The 23,486-nt window shown below is 68.9% G+C and carries 22 protein-coding genes; 16 read left to right on the plus strand and 6 right to left on the minus strand.

Annotated features, from left to right (window positions below; genetic code table 11):
* The first annotated feature begins 1 nt into the window (after nt 1).
* The 9 genes from A6A25_RS32870 (at nt 2) to A6A25_RS32910 (ending at nt 9,333) form a co-directional block, all read left to right on the plus strand.
* Entirely contained in the window at nt 2–160 is a 159-nt protein-coding gene (locus A6A25_RS32870) for a zinc ribbon-containing protein (RefSeq protein ID WP_073896903.1), read from the plus strand.
* Nucleotides 161–251: 91 nt separating this feature from the next.
* Nucleotides 252–821, plus strand: a complete 570-nt coding sequence (locus A6A25_RS32875) for a hemerythrin domain-containing protein (RefSeq protein WP_073896904.1) — start codon at nt 252–254, stop codon at nt 819–821.
* A gap of 103 nt (nt 822–924) precedes the next feature.
* Nucleotides 925–2,136, plus strand: coding sequence for a zinc-dependent alcohol dehydrogenase (locus tag A6A25_RS32880; RefSeq protein WP_073896906.1), 1,212 nt, complete (start codon nt 925–927; stop codon nt 2,134–2,136).
* On the plus strand, nt 2,133–3,914 hold the full coding sequence (locus A6A25_RS32885) for a thiamine pyrophosphate-requiring protein (RefSeq protein WP_073896908.1): 1,782 nt from the start codon (nt 2,133–2,135) through the stop codon (nt 3,912–3,914). The genes A6A25_RS32880 and A6A25_RS32885 overlap by 4 nt, the downstream gene beginning before the upstream one ends.
* Before the next feature lie 130 nt (nt 3,915–4,044).
* Complete coding sequence (locus A6A25_RS44955; RefSeq protein WP_198932943.1) at nt 4,045–4,200, plus strand: hypothetical protein; 156 nt, start codon at nt 4,045–4,047, stop codon at nt 4,198–4,200.
* Between the two features lie 348 nt (nt 4,201–4,548).
* Entirely contained in the window at nt 4,549–5,760 is a 1,212-nt protein-coding gene (locus A6A25_RS32895; RefSeq protein ID WP_073896912.1) for a glycosyltransferase family 4 protein, read from the plus strand.
* Between the two features lie 55 nt (nt 5,761–5,815).
* The gene (locus A6A25_RS32900; protein ID WP_073896914.1) at nt 5,816–8,323 is read left to right on the plus strand and encodes a molybdopterin oxidoreductase family protein; all 2,508 of its coding nucleotides are present in this window, start codon (nt 5,816–5,818) and stop codon (nt 8,321–8,323) included.
* Between the two features lie 3 nt (nt 8,324–8,326).
* On the plus strand, nt 8,327–8,785 hold the full coding sequence (locus A6A25_RS32905) for a hypothetical protein (RefSeq protein WP_073896915.1): 459 nt from the start codon (nt 8,327–8,329) through the stop codon (nt 8,783–8,785).
* Nucleotides 8,782–9,333 carry an HPP family protein gene (locus tag A6A25_RS32910; protein WP_241829036.1) on the plus strand — a complete coding sequence of 184 codons (552 nt, stop codon included), beginning with the start codon at nt 8,782–8,784 and terminating at the stop codon, nt 9,331–9,333. The genes A6A25_RS32905 and A6A25_RS32910 overlap by 4 nt, the downstream gene beginning before the upstream one ends.
* Before the next feature lie 70 nt (nt 9,334–9,403).
* Here the strand turns inward: A6A25_RS32910 and A6A25_RS43490 are convergent, their stop codons facing one another.
* On the minus strand, nt 9,404–9,616 hold the full coding sequence (locus A6A25_RS43490) for a hypothetical protein (protein ID WP_143193560.1): 213 nt from the start codon (nt 9,614–9,616) through the stop codon (nt 9,404–9,406).
* 200 nt (nt 9,617–9,816) lie between these two features.
* On the opposite strand from A6A25_RS43490, the gene A6A25_RS32920 reads away from it, so the two are divergent.
* The 4 genes from A6A25_RS32920 to A6A25_RS32935 all read left to right on the plus strand — a co-directional run bounded on the left by A6A25_RS32920 (nt 9,817) and on the right by A6A25_RS32935 (nt 11,665).
* A complete protein-coding gene (locus A6A25_RS32920) occupies nt 9,817–10,032 on the plus strand; it encodes a DUF2945 domain-containing protein (protein ID WP_073896917.1) in 216 nt (71 codons plus the stop codon).
* Entirely contained in the window at nt 10,029–10,337 is a 309-nt protein-coding gene (locus tag A6A25_RS32925) for a DUF3140 domain-containing protein (protein ID WP_073896918.1), read from the plus strand. The genes A6A25_RS32920 and A6A25_RS32925 overlap by 4 nt, the downstream gene beginning before the upstream one ends.
* Before the next feature lie 231 nt (nt 10,338–10,568).
* Nucleotides 10,569–11,000 (plus strand): DUF6292 family protein, encoded by a 432-nt coding sequence (locus tag A6A25_RS32930; protein WP_073896919.1) that lies wholly within the window; start codon nt 10,569–10,571, stop codon nt 10,998–11,000.
* Between the two features lie 263 nt (nt 11,001–11,263).
* Nucleotides 11,264–11,665, plus strand: coding sequence for a DUF6766 family protein (locus tag A6A25_RS32935; protein ID WP_143193561.1), 402 nt, complete (start codon nt 11,264–11,266; stop codon nt 11,663–11,665).
* Between the two features lie 110 nt (nt 11,666–11,775).
* Here the strand turns inward: A6A25_RS32935 and A6A25_RS32940 are convergent, their stop codons facing one another.
* From A6A25_RS32940 to A6A25_RS32960, 5 genes are all read right to left on the minus strand, one after another.
* Nucleotides 11,776–13,005 carry a PP2C family protein-serine/threonine phosphatase gene (locus tag A6A25_RS32940; protein ID WP_073896921.1) on the minus strand — a complete coding sequence of 410 codons (1,230 nt, stop codon included), beginning with the start codon at nt 13,003–13,005 and terminating at the stop codon, nt 11,776–11,778.
* Nucleotides 13,006–13,459: 454 nt separating this feature from the next.
* Nucleotides 13,460–16,537 (minus strand): type I restriction endonuclease subunit R, encoded by a 3,078-nt coding sequence (locus A6A25_RS32945; protein WP_073896922.1) that lies wholly within the window; start codon nt 16,535–16,537, stop codon nt 13,460–13,462.
* A gap of 3 nt (nt 16,538–16,540) precedes the next feature.
* Nucleotides 16,541–17,749 carry a restriction endonuclease subunit S gene (locus A6A25_RS32950; RefSeq protein WP_198932944.1) on the minus strand — a complete coding sequence of 403 codons (1,209 nt, stop codon included), beginning with the start codon at nt 17,747–17,749 and terminating at the stop codon, nt 16,541–16,543.
* Complete coding sequence (locus A6A25_RS32955) at nt 17,742–19,310, minus strand: type I restriction-modification system subunit M (RefSeq protein WP_198932945.1); 1,569 nt, start codon at nt 19,308–19,310, stop codon at nt 17,742–17,744. Before A6A25_RS32955 ends, A6A25_RS32950 begins: the two co-directional genes overlap by 8 nt.
* Nucleotides 19,311–20,165: 855 nt before the next feature.
* The gene (locus A6A25_RS32960) at nt 20,166–20,456 is read right to left on the minus strand and encodes a hypothetical protein (RefSeq protein WP_073896942.1); all 291 of its coding nucleotides are present in this window, start codon (nt 20,454–20,456) and stop codon (nt 20,166–20,168) included.
* A 716-nt stretch (nt 20,457–21,172) separates the two neighbouring features.
* Here A6A25_RS32960 and A6A25_RS42580 point away from each other — a divergent pair.
* The 3 genes from A6A25_RS42580 to A6A25_RS43500 all read left to right on the plus strand — a co-directional run bounded on the left by A6A25_RS42580 (nt 21,173) and on the right by A6A25_RS43500 (nt 22,756).
* The gene (locus A6A25_RS42580) at nt 21,173–21,397 is read left to right on the plus strand and encodes a hypothetical protein (RefSeq protein ID WP_083668866.1); all 225 of its coding nucleotides are present in this window, start codon (nt 21,173–21,175) and stop codon (nt 21,395–21,397) included.
* Nucleotides 21,361–22,443 (plus strand): endonuclease/exonuclease/phosphatase family protein, encoded by a 1,083-nt coding sequence (locus A6A25_RS43495; RefSeq protein ID WP_241829043.1) that lies wholly within the window; start codon nt 21,361–21,363, stop codon nt 22,441–22,443. Before A6A25_RS42580 ends, A6A25_RS43495 begins: the two co-directional genes overlap by 37 nt.
* Nucleotides 22,444–22,516: 73 nt before the next feature.
* On the plus strand, nt 22,517–22,756 hold the full coding sequence (locus A6A25_RS43500; RefSeq protein WP_143193563.1) for a hypothetical protein: 240 nt from the start codon (nt 22,517–22,519) through the stop codon (nt 22,754–22,756).
* Nucleotides 22,757–23,486 lie beyond the last annotated feature (730 nt).

Genomic DNA, 23,486 nt, shown 5'->3' on the forward strand with positions numbered 1-23,486 from the left:
GATGTCCGCCCATGCCGGGGAGAAGGCGCAGAAGACCGGGACGTTCCACTGCGCCAAGTGCGACGAGAAGGTCCACGTCACACAAGGCGAGGAGATCCCGAAGTGCCCCAACGGGCACAGCGAGTTCGAACGTCGAACCCAGGAACCCGGCAACAAGTGACGCGACCGCCCGTGCCCGACGGAGGTGACAGGTGGTTGAACCCGTCCGGCTCGGGTAAGCGGCGGTCACCCGGCGTTTCGAGGAGGACTCCGTGACCGTTGAGCGCGAGCGCGACACCGACCTGGTCCGCGTGATCACCGCCGACCACCGCGAGGTCGAACAACTGTTCCAGGAGCTGGAGTCCGGGCAGGGCACGCCCGAACACCGGCGGGCGCTGGCCGATCACGTGATCACAGAGCTGGTGCGGCACTCGGTGGCCGAGGAGCAGCTCATGTACCCGGCCGCCCGCAAGGTCCTGCCGAACGGCGACGAGGTGGCCGACCACGAGATCGAGGAGCACGCCGAGGCCGAGCGGGTGATGAAGGAGCTGGAGGGCGTGGAGCCGACCGACCCCCGCTTCGACGAGCTGCTGATCGAGCTGATGCGCGAGATCCGCCACCACATCAAGGACGAGGAAGAGGACCTGCTGCCCCAGCTCGCCGCCCGCTGCTCCGCCGAGGACCTCCAGGAGCTGGGGCGCAAGGTCATCGCGGCCAAGAAGATCGCCCCCACCCGCCCCCACCCGGCGGCCCCGGACAGGCCCCCGGCCAACCTCCTGCTCAACCCGGGCACGGGGTTGATCGACCGGCTGCGCGACGCGCTGTCCGGCCGCAACCGCTGACCACCGGTGCTGGAGCGCAACACCCGGGTGTCCGGCCGGGGTGGTGGCGTTTCGGCGCCGGTCGCGCGGGAAGCCGTCCGTGGACGGCGATGGAGGGGACGGTATGAAGGCTGTGGTGTGGCACGGGGCCGGGGACATCCGGTTGGACGAGGTGCCCGACCCGAAGATCTCGGAGCCGAGTGACGCGATCGTGCGGATCACGCGTAGCGCGATTTGCGGCACGGACCTGCACCTGGTGCGCGGCACGATGCCCGGCATGGTCGAGGGCACGGTCCTCGGGCACGAGGCGGTCGGCGTCGTCGAGGAGGTGGGTCCCGCCGTGCGTGGGTTCACCCCTGGTGACCGGGTCGTGGTGACTTCCACGATCGGGTGCGGCACGTGTTCCTACTGTCGGGCCGGTTACTACGCGCAGTGCGACACCGCCAACCCGAACGGGCCGTCGGCGGGTACGTCGTTCTTCGGCGGGCCGGAGACGACCGGCCCGGTGGACGGGTTGCAGGCGGAGTACGCGCGGGTGCCGTTCGCCATGACGACCCTGGTGCGCGTCCCGGACGCGGTCAGCGACGACCAGGCCATCCTGCTGTCCGACATCTTCCCCACCGCCTGGTTCGGCGCGCGGCTGGCCGAGATCCGCAAGGGCGACAGCGTGCTGGTGCTGGGCGCGGGCGTGGTGGGGCAGTTCGCGATCGCCTCGGCCAAGCGGCAGGGCGCGGGCCGGGTGTTCGTGGTCGACGGCATCGCCTCGCGGCTGGACAAGGCCCGCGAGCAGAACGCCGAGACGGTCGACTTCAACCGCGAGGACCCCGTCGCGCTGGTCAAGGAGCTGACCGGCGGCATCGGCGTGGACCGCGTCATCGAAGCCGTCGGCGTGGACGCCCAGCGCCCCAAGACCGGCCCGGCCGCCGGGCAGGCCGAACAGCAGGCGGAGGAGTTCGAGCAGGAACGCCGGCAGGCCGCCCCTGACGCCAACCCCAGCGGGGAGCAGTGGGTGCCCGGCGACGCGCCCAGCCAAGCCCTCCACTGGGCGGTGCAGGCGGTGGCCAAGGCGGGCAGCATCGGGATCATCGGCGTCTACCCGCCCGGTTTCAGCAGCTTCCCGATCGGCGAGGCGATGAACAAGAACCTCACCGTGAAGATGGGCAACTGCAACCACCGCCGCTACCTGCCCGAACTGCTCGACCTCGTGGTCAGCGGCACGGTCGACCCCACCGCGTTCATCACCCAGCACGAGGACCCGGTCGACGCGGTCGAGGCGTACGAGACCTTCGACCGGCGCGAAGAGGGCTGGCTCAAGACCGTCCTGGACGTCGCATGAGCGCCACCGTCGCGGACGCGCTCGTCCGGAGGCTGCGGACCTGGGGCGTGCCCAGGGTGTTCGGCTACGCGGGCGACGGGATCGACCCGATCCTGGCCGCCCTGCACCGGGCCGGCGGCGATCCGGAGTTCGTGCCGGTGCGGCACGAGGAGATGGCCGCGTTCATGGCCACCGGGCACGCCAAGTACACCGGTCAGGTCGGCGTCTGCCTGGCCACCCAGGGGCCCGGCGCGATCCACCTGCTCAACGGGCTGTACGACGCGAAGCTGGACCACCGGCCGGTGGTGGCGGTCGTCGGGCAGGTCGTGTCCACCGCGCTCGGTACGGGTTACCTGCAAGAGGTGGATCTGCACGCGCTGTTCAAGGACGTCTGCGGCCAGTACCTGCAGACGGTGTCCTCGCCCGAGCAGCTGCCGGTGCTGCTGGACAACGCGATGCGTACCGCGATCTCCGAGCGGGTGCCGACGTGCCTGATCGTGCCGCACGACGTGCAACGGGCCGACGCGGTGGAGGAACTGCCGCACACCCACGGCGTGGTTCCCTCCTCGGCGGTCGTGGCCCGGCCTCGGGTGCTGCCGCGCACCGACGATTTGCGCCGCGCCGCGGACGTGCTCAACGCCGGTCGGAAGGTCGCGCTGCTGGTCGGGCGCGGTGCGGCCCGCGCGGAGCGCGAGATCGCGCGGGTGGTCGAGGTGCTGGGCGCGGGGGTGACGGCGTCGCTGGTGGGCAAGCCGGTGATCCCCGAGGACGCCCCCTGGCACACCGGGGTGATGGGCCACCTGGGCACCACCGCTTCGGCCGAGTTGATGTCGGGCTGCGACACGCTGCTCATCGTCGGCAGCAACGACCCGTGGACCGAGTTCTACCCCGAGCCGGGACAGGCGCGTGCCGTGCAGATCGACATCGAGGCGCGCGTGGTCGGCAGCAAGTACCCCGTCGAGGTCCCACTGGTGGGGGACACCACCGAGACGCTGCGGGCGCTGCTGCCGCTGCTGCGCCGCAACCCCGACCGCCGGTGGGAACAGCAGGTGTTCACCTCCGTGGCCCGGTGGCGGCGCATCGCCGGGAAACGCGCCCAGGCCCCCGCCGACCCGCTCAACCCGGAGCTGGTGGTGCACGCCCTGTCCGGGCATTTGCCGCTCGACGTGCGGGTGGCGGTCGACGTCGGTTCGGCCACCTACTGGTTCGCCCGCCACCTCGCCCTGCCGGTCGGCGCGCCCGCGCACACCTCCAGCTACCTGGCGTCGATGGGCTGCGCCCTGCCCTACGGCCTGGCCGCGAAGCTGGACGCACCGGACCGGCCGGTCGTCGCCCTGGTGGGTGACGGCGCGATGCAGATGAACGGGCTGCTGGAGCTGATCACCGTCGCCGACCGGTGGCGCACCTGGGCGGATCCGCGGTTCGTGGTGCTGGTGCTGCACAACCGCGACCTCAACGAGGTCACCTGGGAGCAGCGTGAGATGGAGGGCGACCCGCGCTTCCCGACCTCGCAGCGCGTGCCGGACTTCCCCTACGCCGCGTACGCGGAGCTGCTGGGACTGGGCGGGATCCGGGTCGACTCACCGGACGAGGTGGGCAAGGCGTGGCACGAGGCGTTCCACGCTGACCGACCGGTGGTCGTGGAGGCGATCGTGGACCCGGCCGTGCCGCTGCTGGCCCCGCACCTGCCCGAGGAGAAGGTGGACAAGATCCACAAAGGACTGGACCAGGAGCCTGAGGGTGACGCGGAACGGGAGCACCTGCGACGGCAACGCGCCGACGAAGGCCACCGGCCGTGAGTGCTGGTGGGCCGGGCGGCACCCGGCCCACCACCGCTCACCGGCCACCGCGACCCCGGACGGTGCCCACGATCGCGCCGGTCCAGGGCACGACCCGTTTCGCACCGGGCGACACGGGTATCGGACCGGCATGGACGACATCACCGGAGCCGGTCCCGAGGAAGAAGCCGTGCGCGCCGGCGAGGCGAAGCCCGCCACCGAGCAGGAGGAAGGGCTCGGTGAACCGGACTCCTCCTCGCCCGACGACCAGCGGGACGACGCCGAGGACGACCGCGACGGCACCTGACCGCCACGGCGTAGCGCACCGGTCGGCCCATCACCGGCGGCGGTGATCCCCTCGCAGCCTGAGCTGCGAGGCGGCCGTCACCGCTCGCCGTCCAGGTACTCGAGGTGGACGTGTTCGACCAGAGCACACTGCCTCGCCGCCGCCCGAGCCCAGACCGTGCCGGGTGAGAGCAAGCCTCCTGCTTTCCCGCAGATGCCAACGGACCACCAGGCGGGGCTTCCGGCATGCACGGGCGCTGCCGGGCACGTGACGTCCTGCACGGCCCCTTCTCCCCGGTTACGGTCAAGAGAACGTTGTCGACCGGCCGAGGGCCCCCGGCCGGCAGCGCGGTGACGCAGTGGAGGTGCCATGCCGTTCGAGGACGCCACCGAGGGCGTGACAGTGCCCGTGACGGTGGCGTTCGTCGAACTCGACGGCGGTGCGCACCGGGACGTCGGTCTGCTCGCCCGTGGTTTGGCGAGGCTAGGGCACCACGTGGTCCACTACGCGCCGACCCATCAGGCACCACCCGGCCCGGGGCGGTACGAGCAGGTCCGCATGGCCGGCGGCGAGGACGGCACAGCGGGGTCGAGCGACCGGTGGGAGCTGGGGCGGGCCGATGTGGTGCACGCCTTCGGCGTGCGCTCCACCGCGACCGCCCGCGCCATGATCGCGGAGAGCGCAATCCCGTTGGTGGCCGACTGGTGCTCCTACGCCACCGCCGCGCACCCTGTTCCCGAAGCCGACCACTACACGGTGACCGGCAAGGCCGCGGCGACCGCGCTGGCCAGCCGGGGAGTGGCGAGATCGGACATCGGCATCGTCGTCGACACCGTCGACGACGAACTCCGGCGGACGCAGAACGAGACGAGTGCTGCGGCCGGGCGCCCACGACTGCTGTGCCACAGCCGTTTGCGGCCCGAGGACGGCACCGACACCGCGATCGCCGCGCTGCGATGGCTGCCCGAAGCCGAACTGGTGGTAGTCCACGGCGGAACCGTCACCTCCGGGGCGCGAGCAGAGGTCACCCGGCTGCTCGACGGCGCACGCAAGCTCGGCGTCGCCGATCGGATGCGGGAGGTCGACCGCCACTCCCTGATCGCCGAGCGCCTGATCGACTCTGCCGACGTCGTGGTGCACGTCCCCCGTGTACCGGGCCCGGTGACCCCGGTGCTGGAGGCGATGGCGCGCGGGAAACCGGTCATCGCTTCGACCACCGGGGACCTGAGCGACACCGTGATCGCGGGGGTGACCGGGCTGCTGGTCGGCGCGGGCGATCCGGCGGCGCTCGGCCGCGCGGCCCGGCGGCTGCTCGGTGACCGCACGGCACGGGCCCCGTTCGCCGTCGCCGCGCTCGACCGGGTCGAACAGCGCCACACACCCACGCGCGTCGCCACCGACCTCCACCGGATCTACCGCGACATCCTGGACCGTTGTCGCATCGGCGCTGGTGGCACGCGAGAAGCGCTGCTCGCAGTGGCGTCGGACCCGGTCCTGGAAGCACAGACCGACCCGTCGTGGAGCGGTGAGGGCCGACGGTTGCCCATCGCACCATCGCGGTCCGGTGGACGGTGCGGTTGACGGTCGTCGCGGCGGGTAGTCGACACGGTGATCACACGGGACCGAGGGAGGGCACGTGGCCGACCGGATCGCGGACATCTGGGGTGCCCGGACGCCGCACACCAAGGACGCGCCGTGGCCGGTGCGGGTGGACCTGCACCTGGACGCTGGTGTGGCGGAGTCCGACGTGGAGCGGTGGGTGCAGTCGGCGTGCGTGTTGTGCAGCAACGGCTGCGGGTGTGACATCGCGGTCAAGGACGGGCGCATGGTCGGCGTGCGGGGTCGCGCCGGTGACGTGGTCAACCACGGTCGTCTGGGTCCCAAGGGCCTGTACGGTTCGTGGCAGTGGAACGGTCGTGACCGGTTGACCCGTCCGTTGGTGCGGCGCGGCGGTGTGCTGGTGGAGTCCGATTGGGACACCGCGATGGACCTGGTGGTGCGGCGCTCCCGCGAACTGCTGGACGAGATCGGCCCGTTGTCGCACGGCTTCTACACCAGCGGGCAGCTGTTCCTGGAGGAGTACTACACGCTCGGTGTGATCGGCAAAGCCGGTTTGGGTACGCCGCACATGGACGGCAACACCCGGTTGTGCACGGCCACTGCGGCGGCGGCGTTGAAGGAGAGCTTCGGCTCCGACGGCCAGCCCGGCAGCTACACCGACATCGATTCCTGTGACGCGTTGTTCCTGTTCGGGCACAACATGGCCGAGACGCAGACCGTGCTGTGGGCGCGCGTGCTGGACCGGCTGCAGGGCCCGGACCGGCCCGTGGTGGCCGCGGTGGACCCGCGGCGCACCAAGGTCGCCGAGGCCGCGGTGGAATCCGGGGGAGTGCACCTGGCCCCGCTGCCCGGCACCAACCAGGCGCTGATGAACGGCCTGATCCGCGAGCTGATCGTCAACGGGTGGGTGAACCACGACTGGGTGGCCGCCCATACGCTGGGTTACGACGACCTGGCCGCCACCGTGCAGCCGTACACGCCCGAGCACGTCGCCGGCATCTGCCGGGTCGACCCGGAGGACCTGCGGCGCGCGGCGCGGATCTTCGGCACCTCCGGCCGCGTGCTGTCGACCGTGTTGCAGGGCTTCTACCAGTCGCACCAGGCCACGGCGGCGTCGTGCCAGGTCAACAACCTGCACCTGTTGCGCGGCCTGATCGGCCGGCCGGGGTGTGGCATCCTGCAGATGAACGGGCAGCCCACCGCGCAGAACACCCGCGAGTGCGGCGCGGACGGCGACCTGCCCGGCTTCCGCAACTGGGACAACCCCGAGCACATCCGCGAACTGGCCGAGCTGTGGAACGTCGACCCGCTGACCATCCCGCACTGGGCGCCGCCCACTCACGCCATGCAGATCTGGCGTTACGCCCAGCAGGGCTCCATCAAGTTCCTGTGGATCTCCGCGACCAACCCGGCCGTGTCGTTGCCGGAGTTGCCGCGCATCCGCGAGATCCTCGCGCAGGAGGATCTGTTCGTGGTGGTGCAGGACGGCTTCCGCACCGAGACCGCCGAATACGCCGACGTGGTGCTGCCGGCGGCGTTGTGGGGTGAGAAGCAGGGCACGTTCACCAACGTCAACCGCACCGTGCACCTGTCGGACAAGGCCGTCGACCCACCGGGTGAGGCGCGGTCGGACCTGGACATCTTCCTCGACTACGCCCGCCGCATGGACTTCCGTGACCTCGACGGCGCACCACTGATCAAGTGGTCCGAGCCGGAGGAAGCGTTCAAGGCGTGGCAGGAGTGCTCGCGGGGTCGGCTGTGCGACTACACCGGCCTGTCCTACGACAAGCTCCGTGGCGGCAGCGGAATCCCCTGGCCCTGCAACGAGGACCACCCCGACGGCTGCGACCGGCTCTACGCCGACGGCGTCTTCCCCACCCACCCCGACGTGTGCGAGGACTACGGCCACGACCTGCTCACCGGCGGCACCACCTCACCCGAGCAGTACAAAGCCCAACGCCCCGACGGCCGTGCCTTCCTCAAAGCCGCCGAGTACGCCCCACCGCCGGAACAGCCGAGCGACGACTACCCGTTCCTGGTCACCACCGGCCGCACGGCCTACCACTTCCACACCCGCACCAAGACCGGCCGTTCCCGGCAGCTGCGCCGCGCCGCACCCGAGCCCTGGGTGGAGCTGTCCGCGGCCGACGCCGCCGCCCTGGGCGTGAACGAGGGCGACCTGGTCCGCGTCGAATCACCCCGCGGCCACGTCGAGGCACCCGCCCGCGTGGAGCGCGGACGCGACGGTGTCGTTTTCGTCCCCTTCCACTACGGCTACTGGGACACCGACGGCGACGAGCACGCGCGTGCGGCCAACGAGCTGACGCTCACGGAGTGGGACTCGGTGTCCAAGCAGCCGCTGTTCAAGATCGCCGCCGCGCGGGTGACCAAGCTGGCCGACGCCACCGGCCCCGCTCCCGCGCCCACCACCACGGCCTCCGCACCGAACGACCCGGCGAACGTCCCGGCGACCACCGGTGAGGACGACGTGCGCGAGGACGCGACCCCCGTCGACCCGCCCTCGCCGCCGCCGACCCCGGACCGCACCCCGAACGTGCTGCCGCACGTCGCGTCGAAGGGCTGACCCATGCACCTGGCCACCTACCTGGGACTGCTGCACACCTCGCTGACCACGCTGGCCGACGCCTTCCGCGAGGTCGGCCGCGGTCACGGCGAGGAGCCCGACGTGTGGCACACCTGCCAGGTCCTCGCCGGCCGCGTCGACCGGCAGGCCGAGGCGCTGGCACCGGTCGTGGAGCGCTACGGCGAGCACCGCGAGGAAGAGCCCGAGCGCCTGCACGCCGCCGAACTGGAATCCACCCGCAGCGGCCCCGTCGGCCTGCTGCGCGACCTCCAAGACCTCTACACCCTCGCCAGCCTGACCGACATCACCTGGACCGTCGTCGGCCAAGCCGCCCAAGGGCTGCGCGACCGCGAACTGCTCGACGTCGTCAACACCTGCGAGCAGGACACCGCCCGCCAACTGACCTGGCTGCGCACCCGCATCAAGCAGGCCGCGCCCCAAGCCCTCATCGCGGCCCGGTGAGCGGCCTGGACGAGGAGCCGGGCGGCGTGCTCGGAGCCGCCGAACGACGAGCGGGCCGCCTGGGAGCCGCGGGCTACGCCTTCGCGTTGTGCCTGGCGGTGCTCGCCGCGGTGGGCGGGGTCGCCCTGCTCGTCAAGCAGCCCTACCTGTTCCCCAGCCTCGGTCCGGCCGTGATGCTGTTCTTCGAATCGCCTCTGCAGAAGTCGGCCGCACCTCGGAGCACCCTGATCGGGCACGGCGTGGCGATCCTGGCCGGGGCGGGCTGCCTGGCCCTGTTCGGCCTGACCGAGCACCCACCGGTCATCCAGGAGGGCGTCACGGGTGCGCGCGTCGGCGCCGCGGCCCTCTCCGTCGCCCTGACCGCGCTGGTCCTGCGACTGCTCGACTGCCCCCACCCACCCGCCGGGGCGACCACGCTCATCATCAGCCTGGGCCTGCTCACCTCCACGCGCGAACTGCTCGCCATCGCCGCGGGGGTGCTGCTGGTGACCGTGCTGGGCGTGGCCCTCAACCGACTCCTCGGCGTGCGGCAGCCGCTCTGGCGCTGACCACGTCCCGACATCCGCGACCGCGTCCCGCCCATGGTTGCGCGGAACGCTGCCGCACGTCTCGCGGGTGTCAGGTCCGGTGCTGTTCCGCCACGTCGGCCGGGTCGGCCTCCATCGTGGTCACGTCGTCGCCGAAAGCCTCCATGGCACCGGCTCGGGGCGATCCGGTGTCGACGTCGGTTTCGTGCACGGGAGTGGCCGCAGCGCGCTGCTCCACGGTGTCGGCCTCCGTGGCTTCATCGTGCGCGGGGCCCTGCTCCTCGTCTCGGCGTCGTGTCGTCATCGTCGTCCTCCTTGAGCGGGAGCGGTCACCGGTGTGCGCACTTGAGTAGCCCACTTGCGCGTGGTCAACCGCGTCGGCGAGGGAGAGGCGACGGCCCGGCCGGATAGGCACCATGGCGCCGGCCATCCTCCAGGGTGAAAGTGACACGGCCGGGGCCCTACCGTCGTGCGGGCTTCGGCTGGACGACACAGACTGCGCTCATGGGTGAGGAGAAGTTCGACAAGGGTGACGAGGTCACCTGGTCCAGCCACGGGCAGACGGTGCACGGCGAGGTGGTCGAGGAGATCACCGAGGACACGGAGGCGGCGGGTCGGACGGTGCGCGCCTCGGAGGACGCCCCGCAGTACCGGGTGCGCAGCGACAAGAGCGGCAAGGACGCGGTGCACAAGCCGTCCGCGTTGAAGGACGACTCGTGAGCGGCGAGTTCGACGACGCCGTGAACATGACCGCGACCGAGCTGGAGCGGTGGCTGGCCACCGACGAGTCGAAGTCGGTCGGCCAGTCCGACGGCGGGGAATCGGTCGGGCACGAGTCCGGCAGGCGCATCGTGGAGCTGCTGCGTAAGAAGAAGGGTGAACTGACCGACGACGACCAGGCGCACATGCGCAAGGTCGTCGGCTACGTCCACCGCCACCTCGCGCAGCGACCCGACGGGGACGTGGAGCACACGCGGTGGCGCTACTCCCTGATGAACTGGGGCCACGACCCCCTCAAGGACTGATCCGCGGCCGCACGTTCCGCTGCGGGTGCGGGCTCAGCGCCGGAAGCGGCGCACCGAGACCGGGGACCTACGACGGCACTCGGCGAAACGATCCAGGACCGTCACCTGACCGGGGCGGCGCCGCGTGCGGTCGTGCGGCGGTTGGGCGCCGTGGTGACGGGTACCCGGCGTGGGCGTCAAGCAGTCGGCGCGGCATGCGCGGCGGGCACCGAGCAGAGGCGGCGAGGCTTGATGGACCTGTACTTCGACGACACCATGACCCAGGCGTTGCGGAGGTACGCGGGATCGGTCACCTCGGCCTTGGGGCTCAGCGGTGACTGCTGGTGCGTGCACGGCGAGCATCCCGTGGGCCTCTACCTGGCCTTGGACGGCCGGTTGGCGTCGTTCCCGGACCACGACGTGGCACTGCTGTGGGACGAGCGCCGTGGCTGGTCGGTCGCGGTCGAGGTCGGCGAGGATTTGGTGGTCCTCGAACGCCTCGACGGCCTGGCGGTGCCCAGGCCCGTCGCGGTGGCCGAATGGGTCGCCGGACTCTTCCTCCGGTCCGCCGCTGGTCCACCTCTCGTGGGTGACCTGCGCCCGTCCGCGTCCGGCGACGGCCGCTCGGTGCCGCGCGTCCCGGTGGACCAAGTGCCGCTCCCGAGGTCTCCGGCGGCGCGGTGACCGGCACGACCGCATTGCCGGTAACGCTGCGACTCCGGACAGCGTGCGACATGCCCGATCCCGGTAGTCACGCCTACGACGTCCGGCGCGGATGATCACCGACCTCGACGATTGGCGGACATGCGCCGCCCGCCCGGAACGGACCTCGACCGGCATGTCCTCGTGGTTGGGCGCGAGTTCGGGCGGGTACCGGGGTTGCAACGAGCGGGAGGTCGACGGCTACCGATCGACCGCCCCCGCGGCGACCGAACGGAGTGGACGCGATGAACGGCACGAAGAAGCACGGTGGTCGGCCGCCTTTTCGCAAGGCGTACTCCTTCGCGTTGATCACCTTGGCGTTGTTCCTGCTGTCCTGGGCCGCGCAGTTCATCACCCAGATGATCGAGGTGTCCAACACGGCCGAGGAGCACGGCCAGGCGTTCACGTGGTCGGAATTCATCCCCCAGTTCCTCTCGGCGACCTTCGAGAACTGGCAGTCGGAATTCCTCCAGCTCGTCTGGCAGGCGGCAGGTCTGTCCTTCTTGTACTACTGGGGTTCCTCACAGTCCCGTGAGGGCGACGACCGGTTGGAGGCCAAGGTCGACGCGCTGCTGCGGGAACGGGGTATCGACGTCGACGCGATCGACAGCGAGGTCGTCGATCGGTTGAGCGCCGCCCGGTCCTGACCACACCGGTGCCGATCCGGTCGGATGGCGGTGGTCCTGGGTCGTCGACGTGGCCTTCCGCACCGGGATCCACGCCGCCACAGATCCCGTCGCGCAGCGCCGGAACCAGGTCAGAGGGTGGGGAACAGGGCGAGTTGGCCGGTGGTGGTCCACTCCAGCAGCAAGAGGGTGGCGTCGTCCTGGAGGCTTCCGTGCTGGTGTTCGAGGACGGCGTGGACGATGCGGCGCAGGGTTTCCGGGGCGGGCAGTCCGGCGGCTTCGTGGCGTTCGGTGAGGTCGACGAGGCGGTCCAGGCCGAAGAGGGCGCCGTCGGGGCTGCGGGCCTCGGTGACGCCGTCGGTGTGGAACAGCACCCGGTCGCCGGGTTGCAGTTGCTCGGTGGCGGGTTGTGCCGCTGGGGATCCGCCGAGGTGGCCGAGCCCCAGCGGGGTGCGCACCGGGGCGTCCAGGGCCTTGACCATCTTGCCGTCGCGCAGCAGGACCGGGGGTGGGTGGCCGGCGTTGAGGTACCGCAGCAGGCCGCTGTCGAGGTCCAGTCGCCCCAGCACGGCGGTGGCGAAGGTCATCCGGTCGGGTCCGTTGCGCACGGCGATGGCCTGGTCGGCCAGCCGGGCCGCCTCGACGAGGCCCAGACCGCCGCGGCGGGCGTTGCGGGTGGCGGCCAGCGCCACCGCGGTGGTCAGGCCGGCGTGCAGGTCGTGACCGGTGGAGTCGAAGAGGGCCACGTGCGCGTGGCCGGCGTCGACGGCGTAGTCGTAGCCGTCTCCGCCCACCTGGTCGTAGGGCTCCAGCGCGGCGGTGACGACCATGCGGTCGCAGGCGAAGGTCTGCGGCGGCAGCAGCTGCCACAGCAGTTCGGAGGCCACGGTCAGCGGCTTGGTGCGGCGCACCCGGTGGAAGAGGTCGCTGTAGTGGTGCTTGCTGGTCACCAGGTGGGCGATCAGGCTGACCAGCACCCAGCACTGCTCGCGCAACCAGGTGTTGTGCGGGTCGCCGTCCGCGGGCAGCACCACGCGGGCCACTCCCAGCCGTTCGGTGCCGTTGAGCACCGGCAACCACAAGCAGGGAGGCGTGCCGTCCGCGGCGGGCACCGCGAGGACCTCCATCCGCCGGAACGCCACGCCCGCGGTCGAGGAGTCCACCGGCAGCGACGGCCCGACCTCCGACCGCACGGGGTGCAGCCGCTGCTGCGACAGGTCCACCAAGTACAGCTGCACCGACACCCCGACCATGGCTGTCGCGCCGTTGACGATGCCCGCCAACTCGTCAGCGCCGGCCACGTGCGACTCGTCGACGATCCGGCTGAACACCGCGTGCCAGGATCCCGCCTGCTCCGTCATCCGCCGAGAGTAACCACCCGGCCACCGCCTTGAGCCGGTCGACGACGGCTGCCCGCACGGTCGTCGCCGGCGGAACTCGGCCGCCGACGCGTCGACGTCCACAGCCGGTCGGGACGCCGAACGCTCGTCGGTCACACCCGCCTGACCGCTCGTGCCTGCGTCCTGGTCCGATCGGCGGTATCGGCCGAGGTCGAACCCGCCTGGGCCGGAAGCCGGGTGCGAGATGACAGCGCGGACGCAGTGAGGAGTCCGGTGCAGTGACTCGACCGCGGTACGACGCAGGCCTGGGGCAGGTGCGGCAGGCCGTCGGACAGGTGGTGGGCTCCTACGGCTCGACCTGCCCGGCTACGGCAGCCACAACCTGCGTCACGTCGGGTGGGACGAGTGGTTTGAGAGACAGGCAGGCTGGCGGGTCTTTGTGATCTTGATGCCAGCGTCGAACGAGGGGCATTGGTCAGTCGACGAGGTAGTGAGCTTCGATGTAGGCGACGGTCGAGTCGTACGGCTCTCCTACCGGCTTCAGCATGTACCGGCGGAAGACGGCGGCGGTGGCGCGGCGGACGCCTCGGTTGCGGGCGTCGGCGTTATCCCATGACCGAGCGAGGGTCTGGGTGACCACCTGGTCGATCTCCTCTGCCAGGTTCCTCTCTGTAACTGTGAAACCGGGTGGTGCGTGGTCGTGGATGATCCGCGACAGAACGCCCACGTGATCGTCGTCCAGTACGACCACGGCCTCGCCGGGATGCTTCCCGGCGTCCACGATGGCGCGGGCGATCCGGAGCGCTTCGGACAGGAACGCAAGGGCGTCTTGGGCGTTCTGGATGATCCGGTCCCGCAGCAGCTTGATCCGCTCCGCAAGTGCGGTGTACTTCGCGGATCCCGGCTCGACGCCACTGTCGAGGGCGGCCTTGATGCGGGACAGGATCTCCGCCGCGGACGGCGGGGTGTCGCCCTTGCCGCCGTCTTTGCCCGGCTTGGTGCGGACGAGGGCCAGTAGTTCCTTGAGGATGGCGATGCCCTGCGCGTCCAGAACGAGGGGCTCCTCGTGAGAGGCGGCTACGGAGAAGGAGTGGACGTGGGCGTTGATGATCTCCAGGACCATCGGCCCCAGCTCGCTCAGCCGTTCCTTCCTCTCTTCGTCGGAGGACTTCTTGAACAGTGTGGTGTACACGGATCCGAACAGTCCGAAGCCGTCCCGGTACTTGGCGACCCGCTTGTCGGTGTTGATGAGCGGGTACAGGCGGGCCAGGAGCCGGTAGTCCTTGGTGAACACTTCGGCGGCGCCGGGGTTGGCGTCCAGGAAGGTGTTGATGGCTCGCACGGACTCGTATCCGTGGACCGTGAGGTCCAGGTCGTCCACGTCCACGAGAAGGTCTTCGATGCGGGCGAAGGTGGTGCGGAACTCGGCGACCAGCTCGGACAGGTCGGTGACGAACCCGCCGCCCTTGCCGGCCCCGTCCGAGGTGGGGTCGACGACGGCCCGCTGGACCTCTTCGGCCAGGCCGATGTAGTCCACGACCACGCCGGAGGTCTTCACGAACCCGGTCGGGGATACCCAGGTGCGGTTCGTGCGGGTGATGGTCTGGAACAGGGTGTGGGCCTTCAGCGGCTTGTCCAGGTAGAGGACGCCCTCGTTGGGGGCGTCGAACCCGGTCATCAGCTTCGCGGTCACCACCAGGAAGCACAGCGGGTCGTCCGAGGTGAGGAACCGCCGCTTCTGTTCCTCCTCCTCGGTCTCCGAGAGCTGGAACGGCCGCATGGCGGGATCTTCGTCCTTGGAGTCCGAGACGGAGATGTTCACCTCGGCGGTGATCCGGTCGTGCTTTCCGACCTCGGCGAGGACCTGTGACGCCTCGAAGCCGGCCAGCAGCTCGTTGATCTTGTCTGTGTAGGCCACGGCCAGCTCGCGGTTATAGGCGACGACCTGGGCCTTGAGGCCGTTGCGGTAGGCGCCGGCCAGGTAGTGGTCCACGACGTCCTGGCAGACCGTGTGGACGCGGTCGGGGTTGGCGAACACCGAGGTGAGACGCCCGAACTTGCGAGACAGGGCCTCACGGTCGGGGTCGTCGAGGTCGAATTCGTCAGCGAACTGGTCGAATTCGGCCTGCAACGCCCGGTCGTCCATCTCGAAGGAGACCGGGTGCGGGTCCAGTATGACCGGGACGGTCGCCTCGTCCCGCAGCGATCGGGACACCGAGTACCGGTGCAGCACTCTGCCCGGGTCGGTCTCCTCGCCGAAGAGGGCGAAGGTGTCGGTGGCGAGGTTCCTGACGGGGGTGCCGGTCATGCCGAAGAACTTCGCGTGCGGCAACGCCGCACGCATCTGTCCGGCCAGCGACTTCGATCTGGCGGACTGGGTGCGGTGCGCCTCGTCGACCAGCACGATGATGTTGCCCCGGGTCGACAGGTTCTTGCCGGCATCGGCGAACTTGTGCACGGTCGTGGAGATGACGCCGCGCACGTCGTCGGCCAGCAGGGAACGCAGCTCCTGGCTGGTGGTTGGCTGGTGGAAGTGGGCGTCCCCCATCGCGGAGGTGAAGACCCCGGAGGTCTGTCGGACGAGCTGGGTCCGGTCGGAGAGCAGGATGATCGTGGGCGACTCGGTGTGTGTGTCGGCCAGCAGCAGCGAGGCGGCGAACACCATCAGCAGCGTCTTCCCGGACCCCTGGTGGTGCCAGATCAGGCCCTTCGACCCTCCCGCCAGGACCCGCTCGTGGACCAGGTGCGCGGCTTCCATCTGCGGATAGCGGGGCAGGTACTTCTTGTCCGTCCCGCCCCCGGAGGTGTCGAAGAGGGCGAAGTTGGCGAGTATGTCCAGGACCGTGGCCGGGTTCAGCAGCAGCTCGACGGAACGCTGTACGTCGGCCTGCCCGGATAGGTTCTCGTCGTCGGCGGTGGACCGGAACGGCTGCCACAGGTTCGTGGGTGCGCCTGCGGCACCGAACCGCAGTTTCAACCCGTCGGAGGCGACGGCGAAGACGTTGGGGGTGAAGAACCACGGGTAATCGGAGACGTACACCTCGTTGATCTCACGAGCGGCGTCGGCCCATCCGGACTTCGCGGTTGGTGACTTCACCTCCATCACTACCAGGGGCAGTCCGTTGACCCAGTACACGAGGTCGAACCGGCGGGAGGTCTTGCCGGGGACGGTGATGGTCACCTCGTCCGACACGACCAGCGTGTTGGCGGTCGGGTGCTCGAAGTCGATGACCTTCAGGGCGTGCCACACGCCGTCGGCGTCCCGGAACTCCTTATGCCCGCGCAGCAGGTGCAGCACCTGCTCGTTGGCCCGCACCAGCCCACCCTCGACGGCGTTGACCGTGGCGAGGACCTCTTCGACCACCGCGTCCACGTCGAACCCGCCGATCACTCCGGGGTTGAGCCGGACGATGGCGTCCCGCAGCTGACCGGTGATCACCGTCTGCGTCGTCTCACGCGGCAGCGACCTGCCCGCTGTGAAGCCCCAGCCCATCGGGAGGGACCACTGGATCATCAGGCTCTGGAACTCCCGCTCGCGGATGCCTTTCGCCATGGCTCAGACCTCCATCTCGGCGGACTCGATGTCGATGGTGCGATCCAACAACCCCGCCAGCAGCCTTGCCCGCACAGAACGGAGACGGTGTGCCTCGGCCCGGGTCGCGGCGACGACCTCGCTCATCGTGTCGAGCTCCGCAGCGATCCGCTCCTGGTCTGCGACGTCTGGAAGGCGCACCGGCATCCGAACGGCACGCATGGCGGTGATGTGCTTGATGTTGGTGCCTCCCGCGATGTCGAGGAACGTGCCCGACTCATAGGCCCACAGGCACCAGTGGTTCACGAACCCCGGGACGCTGACGCCTTCGATGGCTCGATACCGCATGAGCGTCTTCTGGAAGCAGATCGGTTCTGGCAGTTCTCCACGCCACATCGCCGGCATGCCGACTGCGGACTGGCTTGCGCTGCCTTCCGACACGAGTACATCGCCGGGTACGAGGCCGAACGCCTCGCGTTCCTTCGGGTCGAAGTTCATCTCCAACACGTCGGTCAGGTCGAGCGTCCCGTAGCCCACGTTGGCGGAACGCAAGTACGGTGTCATGTAGGGCCCTGCGGCGTACTTCGGTGCCCGCTGTCGCCCCATCGCAATCTCGAACGCCTCGTCAGCACGGACTGCCGGAGCATCCTGGTCGTTGACCAGTTCGGCGCGAAGTCGTCGCAGCAGCACACTCACCGCCCTGGCCTCGGCGTCGAGTGCGGTGATCTGGTCGTCGACCGCGCCAATGACCTCGACGATCCGCTTCTGCATGGGTGCGGGCGGCAGGGTGACGGTGGCGGCGTAGAACTCCTTCAGGCGGACGTTCAGCAGGCCGTGGGAACGCGCACCCTCCCGGAGGGTGCCAGCGAGCGAGCCGAAGAACTGGTCCGAGTTGAGGGCAAGTTCCAGGTACTCGGGAAGCCCAACCCCTTCCTTGGCCTCGAACACGAAGTACAGCGGGGAGACGATGCCAGGCTCGTCGCTGAGGTTGCGAGCTACCGTGCCGTAGGCGGCCGACTTCGACGTGCTCTTGTTGTAGACGAACTGCCCCGGCGCGACAACGTAGTAGCCCGAGGTGTCGTTGCTGGCGACCTTCTTCGTGAAGAACGATTCCTGAGCGATCAGCCCGTGCTCGGAGGAGACGGTCAGGACGTTCTCGTTGGTCCCGTCCACGTTCTTCGTCGTGACACGAGTGACGACTTCCGACAGTGAGATCTGCCGCCAGTCACTCATCGAAGCCCTCGATCCCGGCGGCAGCGAGGACGGCGAGCATGCGCTGCTCGGCCTTCTGGCGCTCAGCTCGGGCGATGTTGTATGCCTTGATGAGAGTGCCGAGGTCTTCCTGCTCGGCGGCGGCTTGCTTGATGTAACGGCCGATGTTGAGGTCGTACCCGTTTGCCACGATCTCCGTGGTGGGGACGAACCGCGCCGATAGGCCGCCCTCTCCGTCAGGGTCCGCCGGGTTACCGTCGGCGTCGAAGCTTGAGTGGTAGGCGGTCACGACGTCGGCGATGTCGGCGTCGGTGAGGATGTTGCGGTTCTTGGCCTTGGTGAACCGCTTGGAGGCGTCGATAAACAGCACGCCGTCCTTCCGCTTCGGGGCTTTGGTACCGGGTGCACGGAACACCAGGATCGCCGTGGGGATGCTGGTGTTGTAGAAGAGGTTGGCAGGCAGGCCGATGACCGCTTCGAGGAGGTCATCGTCCAGGACGCGCTGGCGGATGGCTGCTTCCTGGCCACCGCGGAAGAGGACGCCGTGGGGCAAGACGACGCCGGCGCGCCCTTTTTTCGGGTCCATCGACGCGATCATGTGCTGCACGAACGCCCAGTCGGCCGACGACTGCGGAGCGACCCCGCCGAGGGCGCGCGGGTCGTTGGTCCAGGGCTTCCACTTCAGGCTGTAGGGCGGGTTGGCGACGATTACGTCGAACTGCGCGACGGACCCGTCCGGCTTCTTGAAGCGCGGGTCCTTCAGAGTGTCGCCGACCTCGACCTGGAACTGGGTGAGGTTGTGCATGAAGAGGTTCATGCGTGCCACACCCGCGGTGTCCGGTACGGCCTCCTGCCCGTGCAGGCGGAGCGTGTAGCCACGCCCGCCGCGGGCCTTGAGGAGGTTCGCGGAGGCGATGAGCATGCCGCCCGACCCGCAGGTCGGGTCGTACACGGACTCGAAGTTCTTGGGGTCCAGGACCTCGACGATCAGCTCGACGACTTCGCGCGGAGTGAAGAACTGGCCGGCGCGGGTGCCGGACCCGTCGGAGAACCGCTTCAGCAGGTACTCGTACGCCCCACCGAGCACGTCGTGGGACATGTTGCCCTCGTGCATCTTCGGGGTACGGTCCATCGCCTGCATGACCGCCGCCAACACCTCCCGCGACAGCACCTCTTCGGAGGTCCAGGTCATGGACCCGAACAGGCGGGAGAACTTGTCGGGGTTTGCCGTCTCGATGGCCTGCAGGGAGGCGCGGACTCGTTGACCGAGGCCCGGCTGGGTGACGGTAGCGAGGATGGACGTCCAGGACGCGCGGCGCTCCCGGACGGTGCCGGGATAGATGAGCGGGATCTCGAACGACTGGTAGTCGCGGTACTCGATCTCGTGGGCTTCCTCGGCGGAGAGGCCGTCCAGGCCCTGGTTGTCGGCCAGGAACTCCTGGTGCTGGTGCTCCCAAGTGTCCGACAGGTACTTCCAGAACATCAGCGGGAAGACGACCGAGGAGTACTGCGCCTCGGGCATCGCCACGCGCAGTTCGTCGGCGGCGTCCCATAACCGGTTCTCGATCTCCTGCTGGGTCACTGCCATCAGTCGGGGTGTCCTCGCTCGTGAAAAGGCGACCCGAAGGCCGCAGTAGTACCGCTGGTCAAATGGTTCGGCTGTGTCCGGCATGCGCACGTCGGTCTGTGCTGCCGGTGAGCGCAACAGGCGCAGTATTCCGCGCGTATCGCCCGCCAACGATATCTCTTCAGCGCGACGAACTAAGGGGTGCTGCAAATGGATTAACGTCACTCGTGCGATAGTAGGAACGAGCTAAATTGAGCAATACTCGTCTGTCTGGAACTTTCATACACGATGAATAATCTTCATAAGGTCGGACACGACTTCTATAGAGAGGAATGCTCGACTGTGTGATCGTCGCCGCACGTCGGACGATGTGAGGGCAGTGATGGTTGTGGGCACCTGTGCGATCGAGGGCGGGGGCGCGCGGTGTGGAATTGCCCAACGTCATGGGGGTGACCCCTCCGCGACCGCTCCGCAACGGGTCCCGGTTGTGGCTCACACGTTCCGACGGCTGAGACCGGACCGGGCGGTTTGATCCGGACGTCGCCGCCGGACGGCCCGCGAGGGCACGGGCCCGCCGGGACGGTGGAGATTCGCGCAGTTCGCGCAGCAAACCTTCAAGTCGTCAGATGGTGCCGAGCGGCCGGACTGCGGCTCTGCCCTGGGCGCTCGGCGTATCGGGAGGGCGACGACCGGTAGGCCTGGAGACACCTCTGGCGTGCCGAAAGTTGGCGATCGAGTGTTTGCAAGGTGACCACACTTGGTCTTGCGTGCCCCGTATGCGGTCACTTGTGTGCGAGGTTTGTCGTAGGTGCGGTTTGGTGCTTTTACCTGCGGTTTCGTGCGGTTGAGCGCAGCTGGGGACGTCCAGGGTCATTGTGTTGTGGGGTAGCTGCTGGTCACGGCGGTGATCAGGTCGTATGATCGGCGGTTGGCGCGGCGGAGGGCGCGGGCGATGTTGGTGTCGCCGTTGGCGCGGTGCCAGCCGATCGCGGTGTTGCGCAGGGTCGCGATGACGGCCGGACCGGTGCCCGTCCGGGCTTGGTGCGAGTTTTCACGGAACGTCACGTCGCGGACGTGGTGGACCTGGCTTTCGATGGGCCATTCGCGGCGGACCCAGTCCTGCAGATCGGCCAGCGGGGCGTCGCCGGCGGGCAGGGACACGGTGAAGTAAGCGGTTTCGCGGGTGGCCTTCGTGCCGGTGGTGCGGCTGCGGGTGATCCGGGCGGCCTGCTCGGCGTGTGGGAACGCGATGCCGCCGGGAGTGTGCGGGGTGACGGCTTTGACGGTACGGGTCTCGCGGCGTCGGTGACCGCGGTCGCGGGTGCGGTCACCGACCGGGATTTCGGGCCAGGGCAGGGATTGAGTTGGGCGAGCAACCTCGGTTGGTTGCCCTTGACCGCGCTCACCACGTCCGTTCATGCCTCGTGCTGGTCGTATCTGGGCTAGACGAGCTCGACCGAGCCGTCGTCTGAGACGATGTACAGCTCCGCCTGGTCTGCTCTAACCACAAGATCCGAAGCATACTCACCTCCCACGCGCCACCATCCGCGACAGGCAGACGTGAGCGTCCTCACAGACCGCGGTGCGTGTGCTGTGCAGGTCCATACGCGCAGTCCGGAGTCGTGTTCACCTGATTCGTCTCTACCTGCTTCCGAAGGTTCGGAGGAGTTCTCCATCCGAATGACCAACCTGAGCAGGTCAGGTGCGCCGTTCGGCGACGGCAGATGGGATCGGCCCGGCGGATGGTCGCTCGTTCGGGTGAATGATGTAACCCGGCCTACGTTCTCGGCGACTGGACGGGTAGGACACCGTGGTGCGTCGGAGTCGTCCGGCGGTGACGCACCGCGTCACCGCCGTTGTGAATCGAGGACGTCGATATGGCCGTCCGGCTCGCGACCTTCAACGTGGAGAACCTGTTCGAGCGGGCCAAGGCCCTCGACGCCACGACGTGGGCGGAGGGCGAGCCGGTCCTGGCCGCCTTCGGCCGGTTCACGACCCTGTCCGCCAAGACGGTCTACACAGAGGCGGACAAGCAGGACATGCTGCAGGACTGGAAACCTTGCGCGTGCTGGTCGCCGATCCAGGCGGGCGGTTGGTGCTGAACCCTCGGCCGTTCGAGGCGTGGGCGTTGTTGCGGGAGAACCGCGGCGACTTCCTCAAGCAACCCGCCGGCGGTGACGCTGTCATCGTGGCCACCGGGCGTGGCGACTGGATCGGCTGGGTCGATCTGATCACCGAGCCGGTCGACGAGACCGCGACCCGCATGACCGCCAAGGTGATCAACGAGGTGGCAGCCGACATCCTGTGCCTGGTCGAGGCCGAGCAGCGGCCGTCGCTGGTGCGGTTCAACACAGCCCTGCTGGATCGCCACTACGCCCACGCCATGCTGGTCGACGGCAACGACCCACGCGGCATCGACGTCGGCCTGATGACCACCGCCCGGGTAACCATCGAGTCGGTGCGCAGCCACGTCGACGACCCCGACCCGCAGTCCGAAACCGGGCGGGCGTTGTTCAGTCGGGACTGCCCGGTCTACCAGCTGCGGCTGCCCGGCCGCCGCGAGCTGTTCCTGCTGCTCAACCACTTCAAGAGCCAGTCGTTCTCCAGCGGCGACCCCGATCCGCTGCGCCGTAGGCAAGCCACCAGAGTGCGGGAAATCTACGACCAGCTCCGTGCCGACGGCGCCGACCTCGTCGCCGTGCTCGGCGACCTCAACAAAGCCCCACCAACGACACCCCACCCCAACACTCCACCCTCGAACCACTGCTCGGACCCGGCACACCATTGGTCGACACCGCCGACCTGCCCGGGTTCGACACCGGCCCACGCCCCGGCACGTTCCAGTCATGCAGCCTGCGCAACCGCCTGGACTACATTCTGGTCTCACCCGAACTCGCCGAACTCACCACAGGGAGAGGAGTGTTCCGCAAAGGACTCTGGGGCGATCCCGACAACACCAACCCGCCGCAACAGTGGGAGATCTACCCCGAGATCACCGCATCCCGCCACGGCGCCTCCGACCATGCCGCAGTCTGGATCGATCTCGATCTCTAAGCCATCACGTCACGACGAGCGCCTCGGTAATTCTGCCAGCACACCTCGCCGCTGGTGGGACTGCAGAACGAGCGTTCTATCGCTGATTGCGTGATCACCCGGAGGCGAGTTGCAGCGGAGAGCAGACGAACGAGGTAGAGCGGTTTGAGGTCTATGATACCGAAGAGGTGACCGATGTGCTGGTGCAACTCCACTTCAACGGAAACAACGCCTGGGCTGACTCCTGGGGCAAGAGCCGCGCCGGCCACCTTCTCGACGACCTGGAAAGCCTGCTGTCCCCGGAGCAGAACACTGCAGACTTCATCACCGGCTGGATGATCGCCAACGGGTCTAACGGCCGAGCCGCCGAGAACCTGCACAAGATCGTCGCTGGGCGACGGAACTCTCGAGGTGGACGTCGCCGTTGACTTCTGCCTGTGGCCGTTGCGTCCGTGCTGAGACCGCCAACGGGATCGAACGCTGTTACTGCCGTAGGAATCATTTCTGGTTCTGACGATCGCGCTGCTGACCAGCGGAGTCCTGTCATCCTTTCATAGGTGGGTTTCCAGCCGATGCTATGTCACGACCACCTGCATGCGCCCGGCATACTCCAGAGCGTCGGTACGAGCGGTTGACGCCTCCGCAGCGTCGCGCAGTGCACCATGCCGTCGGTGCCAGCGTGGTGGGACGCGGCGGGCATCGAGAACGGCGTGTATCAGGGGTTGGTGGGTGGTCCGCTGTCTTACAGTCCGCCGCGAGCCCTCAACCCGGCAACTGGCAGATGGCGGACGCGAGCGCGATCGGGCAGGCGATGAGCGGCAGGTGTGCCCTCGAACAGTCGGCGGGTGGGAACCCCTTTTGGAACACGGGGGGTTGCGACGACGGCCAGCAACTTGCGTCGGCCGAACCCGGTCAGGTAGCCGTCGTGCGGCTGTACGCCCGATCCCGGTTGGGCCTGCGTGCCGACCTCGGACGGTTGGCCGCGGCTCCCCGCGTCGCTGCGGACCCTCCTGCCGTGTCGCAACGTCCAGGGAATCGTGTTCACAGGTGACCTGCGCGTGCCGGTCCTCACGGTCAGCGGGCTTGATGGCGCTCTGCGAAAAGGGCCAGCCATGTTCTGTGAAGTTCCCCAGCCGGCGGTTGGAGCGTAACCGCGAT

Origin of the sequence: Saccharothrix sp. CB00851 (genome assembly GCF_001905065.1) — a bacterium.
Classification (GTDB): domain Bacteria; phylum Actinomycetota; class Actinomycetes; order Mycobacteriales; family Pseudonocardiaceae; genus Actinosynnema.

Excerpts from the sequence above, each read along its gene's own strand:
- A6A25_RS32870 (WP_073896903.1), top strand. The coding sequence starts at position 2 with ATGTCCGCCCATGCCGGGGAGAAGGCGCAGAAGACCGGGACGTTCCAC.
- A6A25_RS32880 (WP_073896906.1), top strand. The coding sequence starts at position 925 with ATGAAGGCTGTGGTGTGGCACGGGGCCGGGGACATCCGGTTGGACGAG.
- A6A25_RS32885 (WP_073896908.1), top strand. The coding sequence starts at position 2,133 with ATGAGCGCCACCGTCGCGGACGCGCTCGTCCGGAGGCTGCGGACCTGG.
- A6A25_RS44955 (WP_198932943.1), top strand. The coding sequence starts at position 4,045 with ATGGACGACATCACCGGAGCCGGTCCCGAGGAAGAAGCCGTGCGCGCC.
- A6A25_RS32895 (WP_073896912.1), top strand. The coding sequence starts at position 4,549 with ATGCCGTTCGAGGACGCCACCGAGGGCGTGACAGTGCCCGTGACGGTG.
- A6A25_RS32905 (WP_073896915.1), top strand. The coding sequence starts at position 8,327 with ATGCACCTGGCCACCTACCTGGGACTGCTGCACACCTCGCTGACCACG.
- A6A25_RS43490 (WP_143193560.1), bottom strand. The coding sequence starts at position 9,616 with ATGACGACACGACGCCGAGACGAGGAGCAGGGCCCCGCGCACGATGAA.
- A6A25_RS32920 (WP_073896917.1), top strand. The coding sequence starts at position 9,817 with ATGGGTGAGGAGAAGTTCGACAAGGGTGACGAGGTCACCTGGTCCAGC.
- A6A25_RS32930 (WP_073896919.1), top strand. The coding sequence starts at position 10,569 with ATGGACCTGTACTTCGACGACACCATGACCCAGGCGTTGCGGAGGTAC.
- A6A25_RS32935 (WP_143193561.1), top strand. The coding sequence starts at position 11,264 with ATGAACGGCACGAAGAAGCACGGTGGTCGGCCGCCTTTTCGCAAGGCG.
- A6A25_RS32940 (WP_073896921.1), bottom strand. The coding sequence starts at position 13,005 with ATGACGGAGCAGGCGGGATCCTGGCACGCGGTGTTCAGCCGGATCGTC.
- A6A25_RS32945 (WP_073896922.1), bottom strand. The coding sequence starts at position 16,537 with ATGGCGAAAGGCATCCGCGAGCGGGAGTTCCAGAGCCTGATGATCCAG.
- A6A25_RS32950 (WP_198932944.1), bottom strand. The coding sequence starts at position 17,749 with ATGAGTGACTGGCGGCAGATCTCACTGTCGGAAGTCGTCACTCGTGTC.
- A6A25_RS42580 (WP_083668866.1), top strand. The coding sequence starts at position 21,173 with ATGGCCGTCCGGCTCGCGACCTTCAACGTGGAGAACCTGTTCGAGCGG.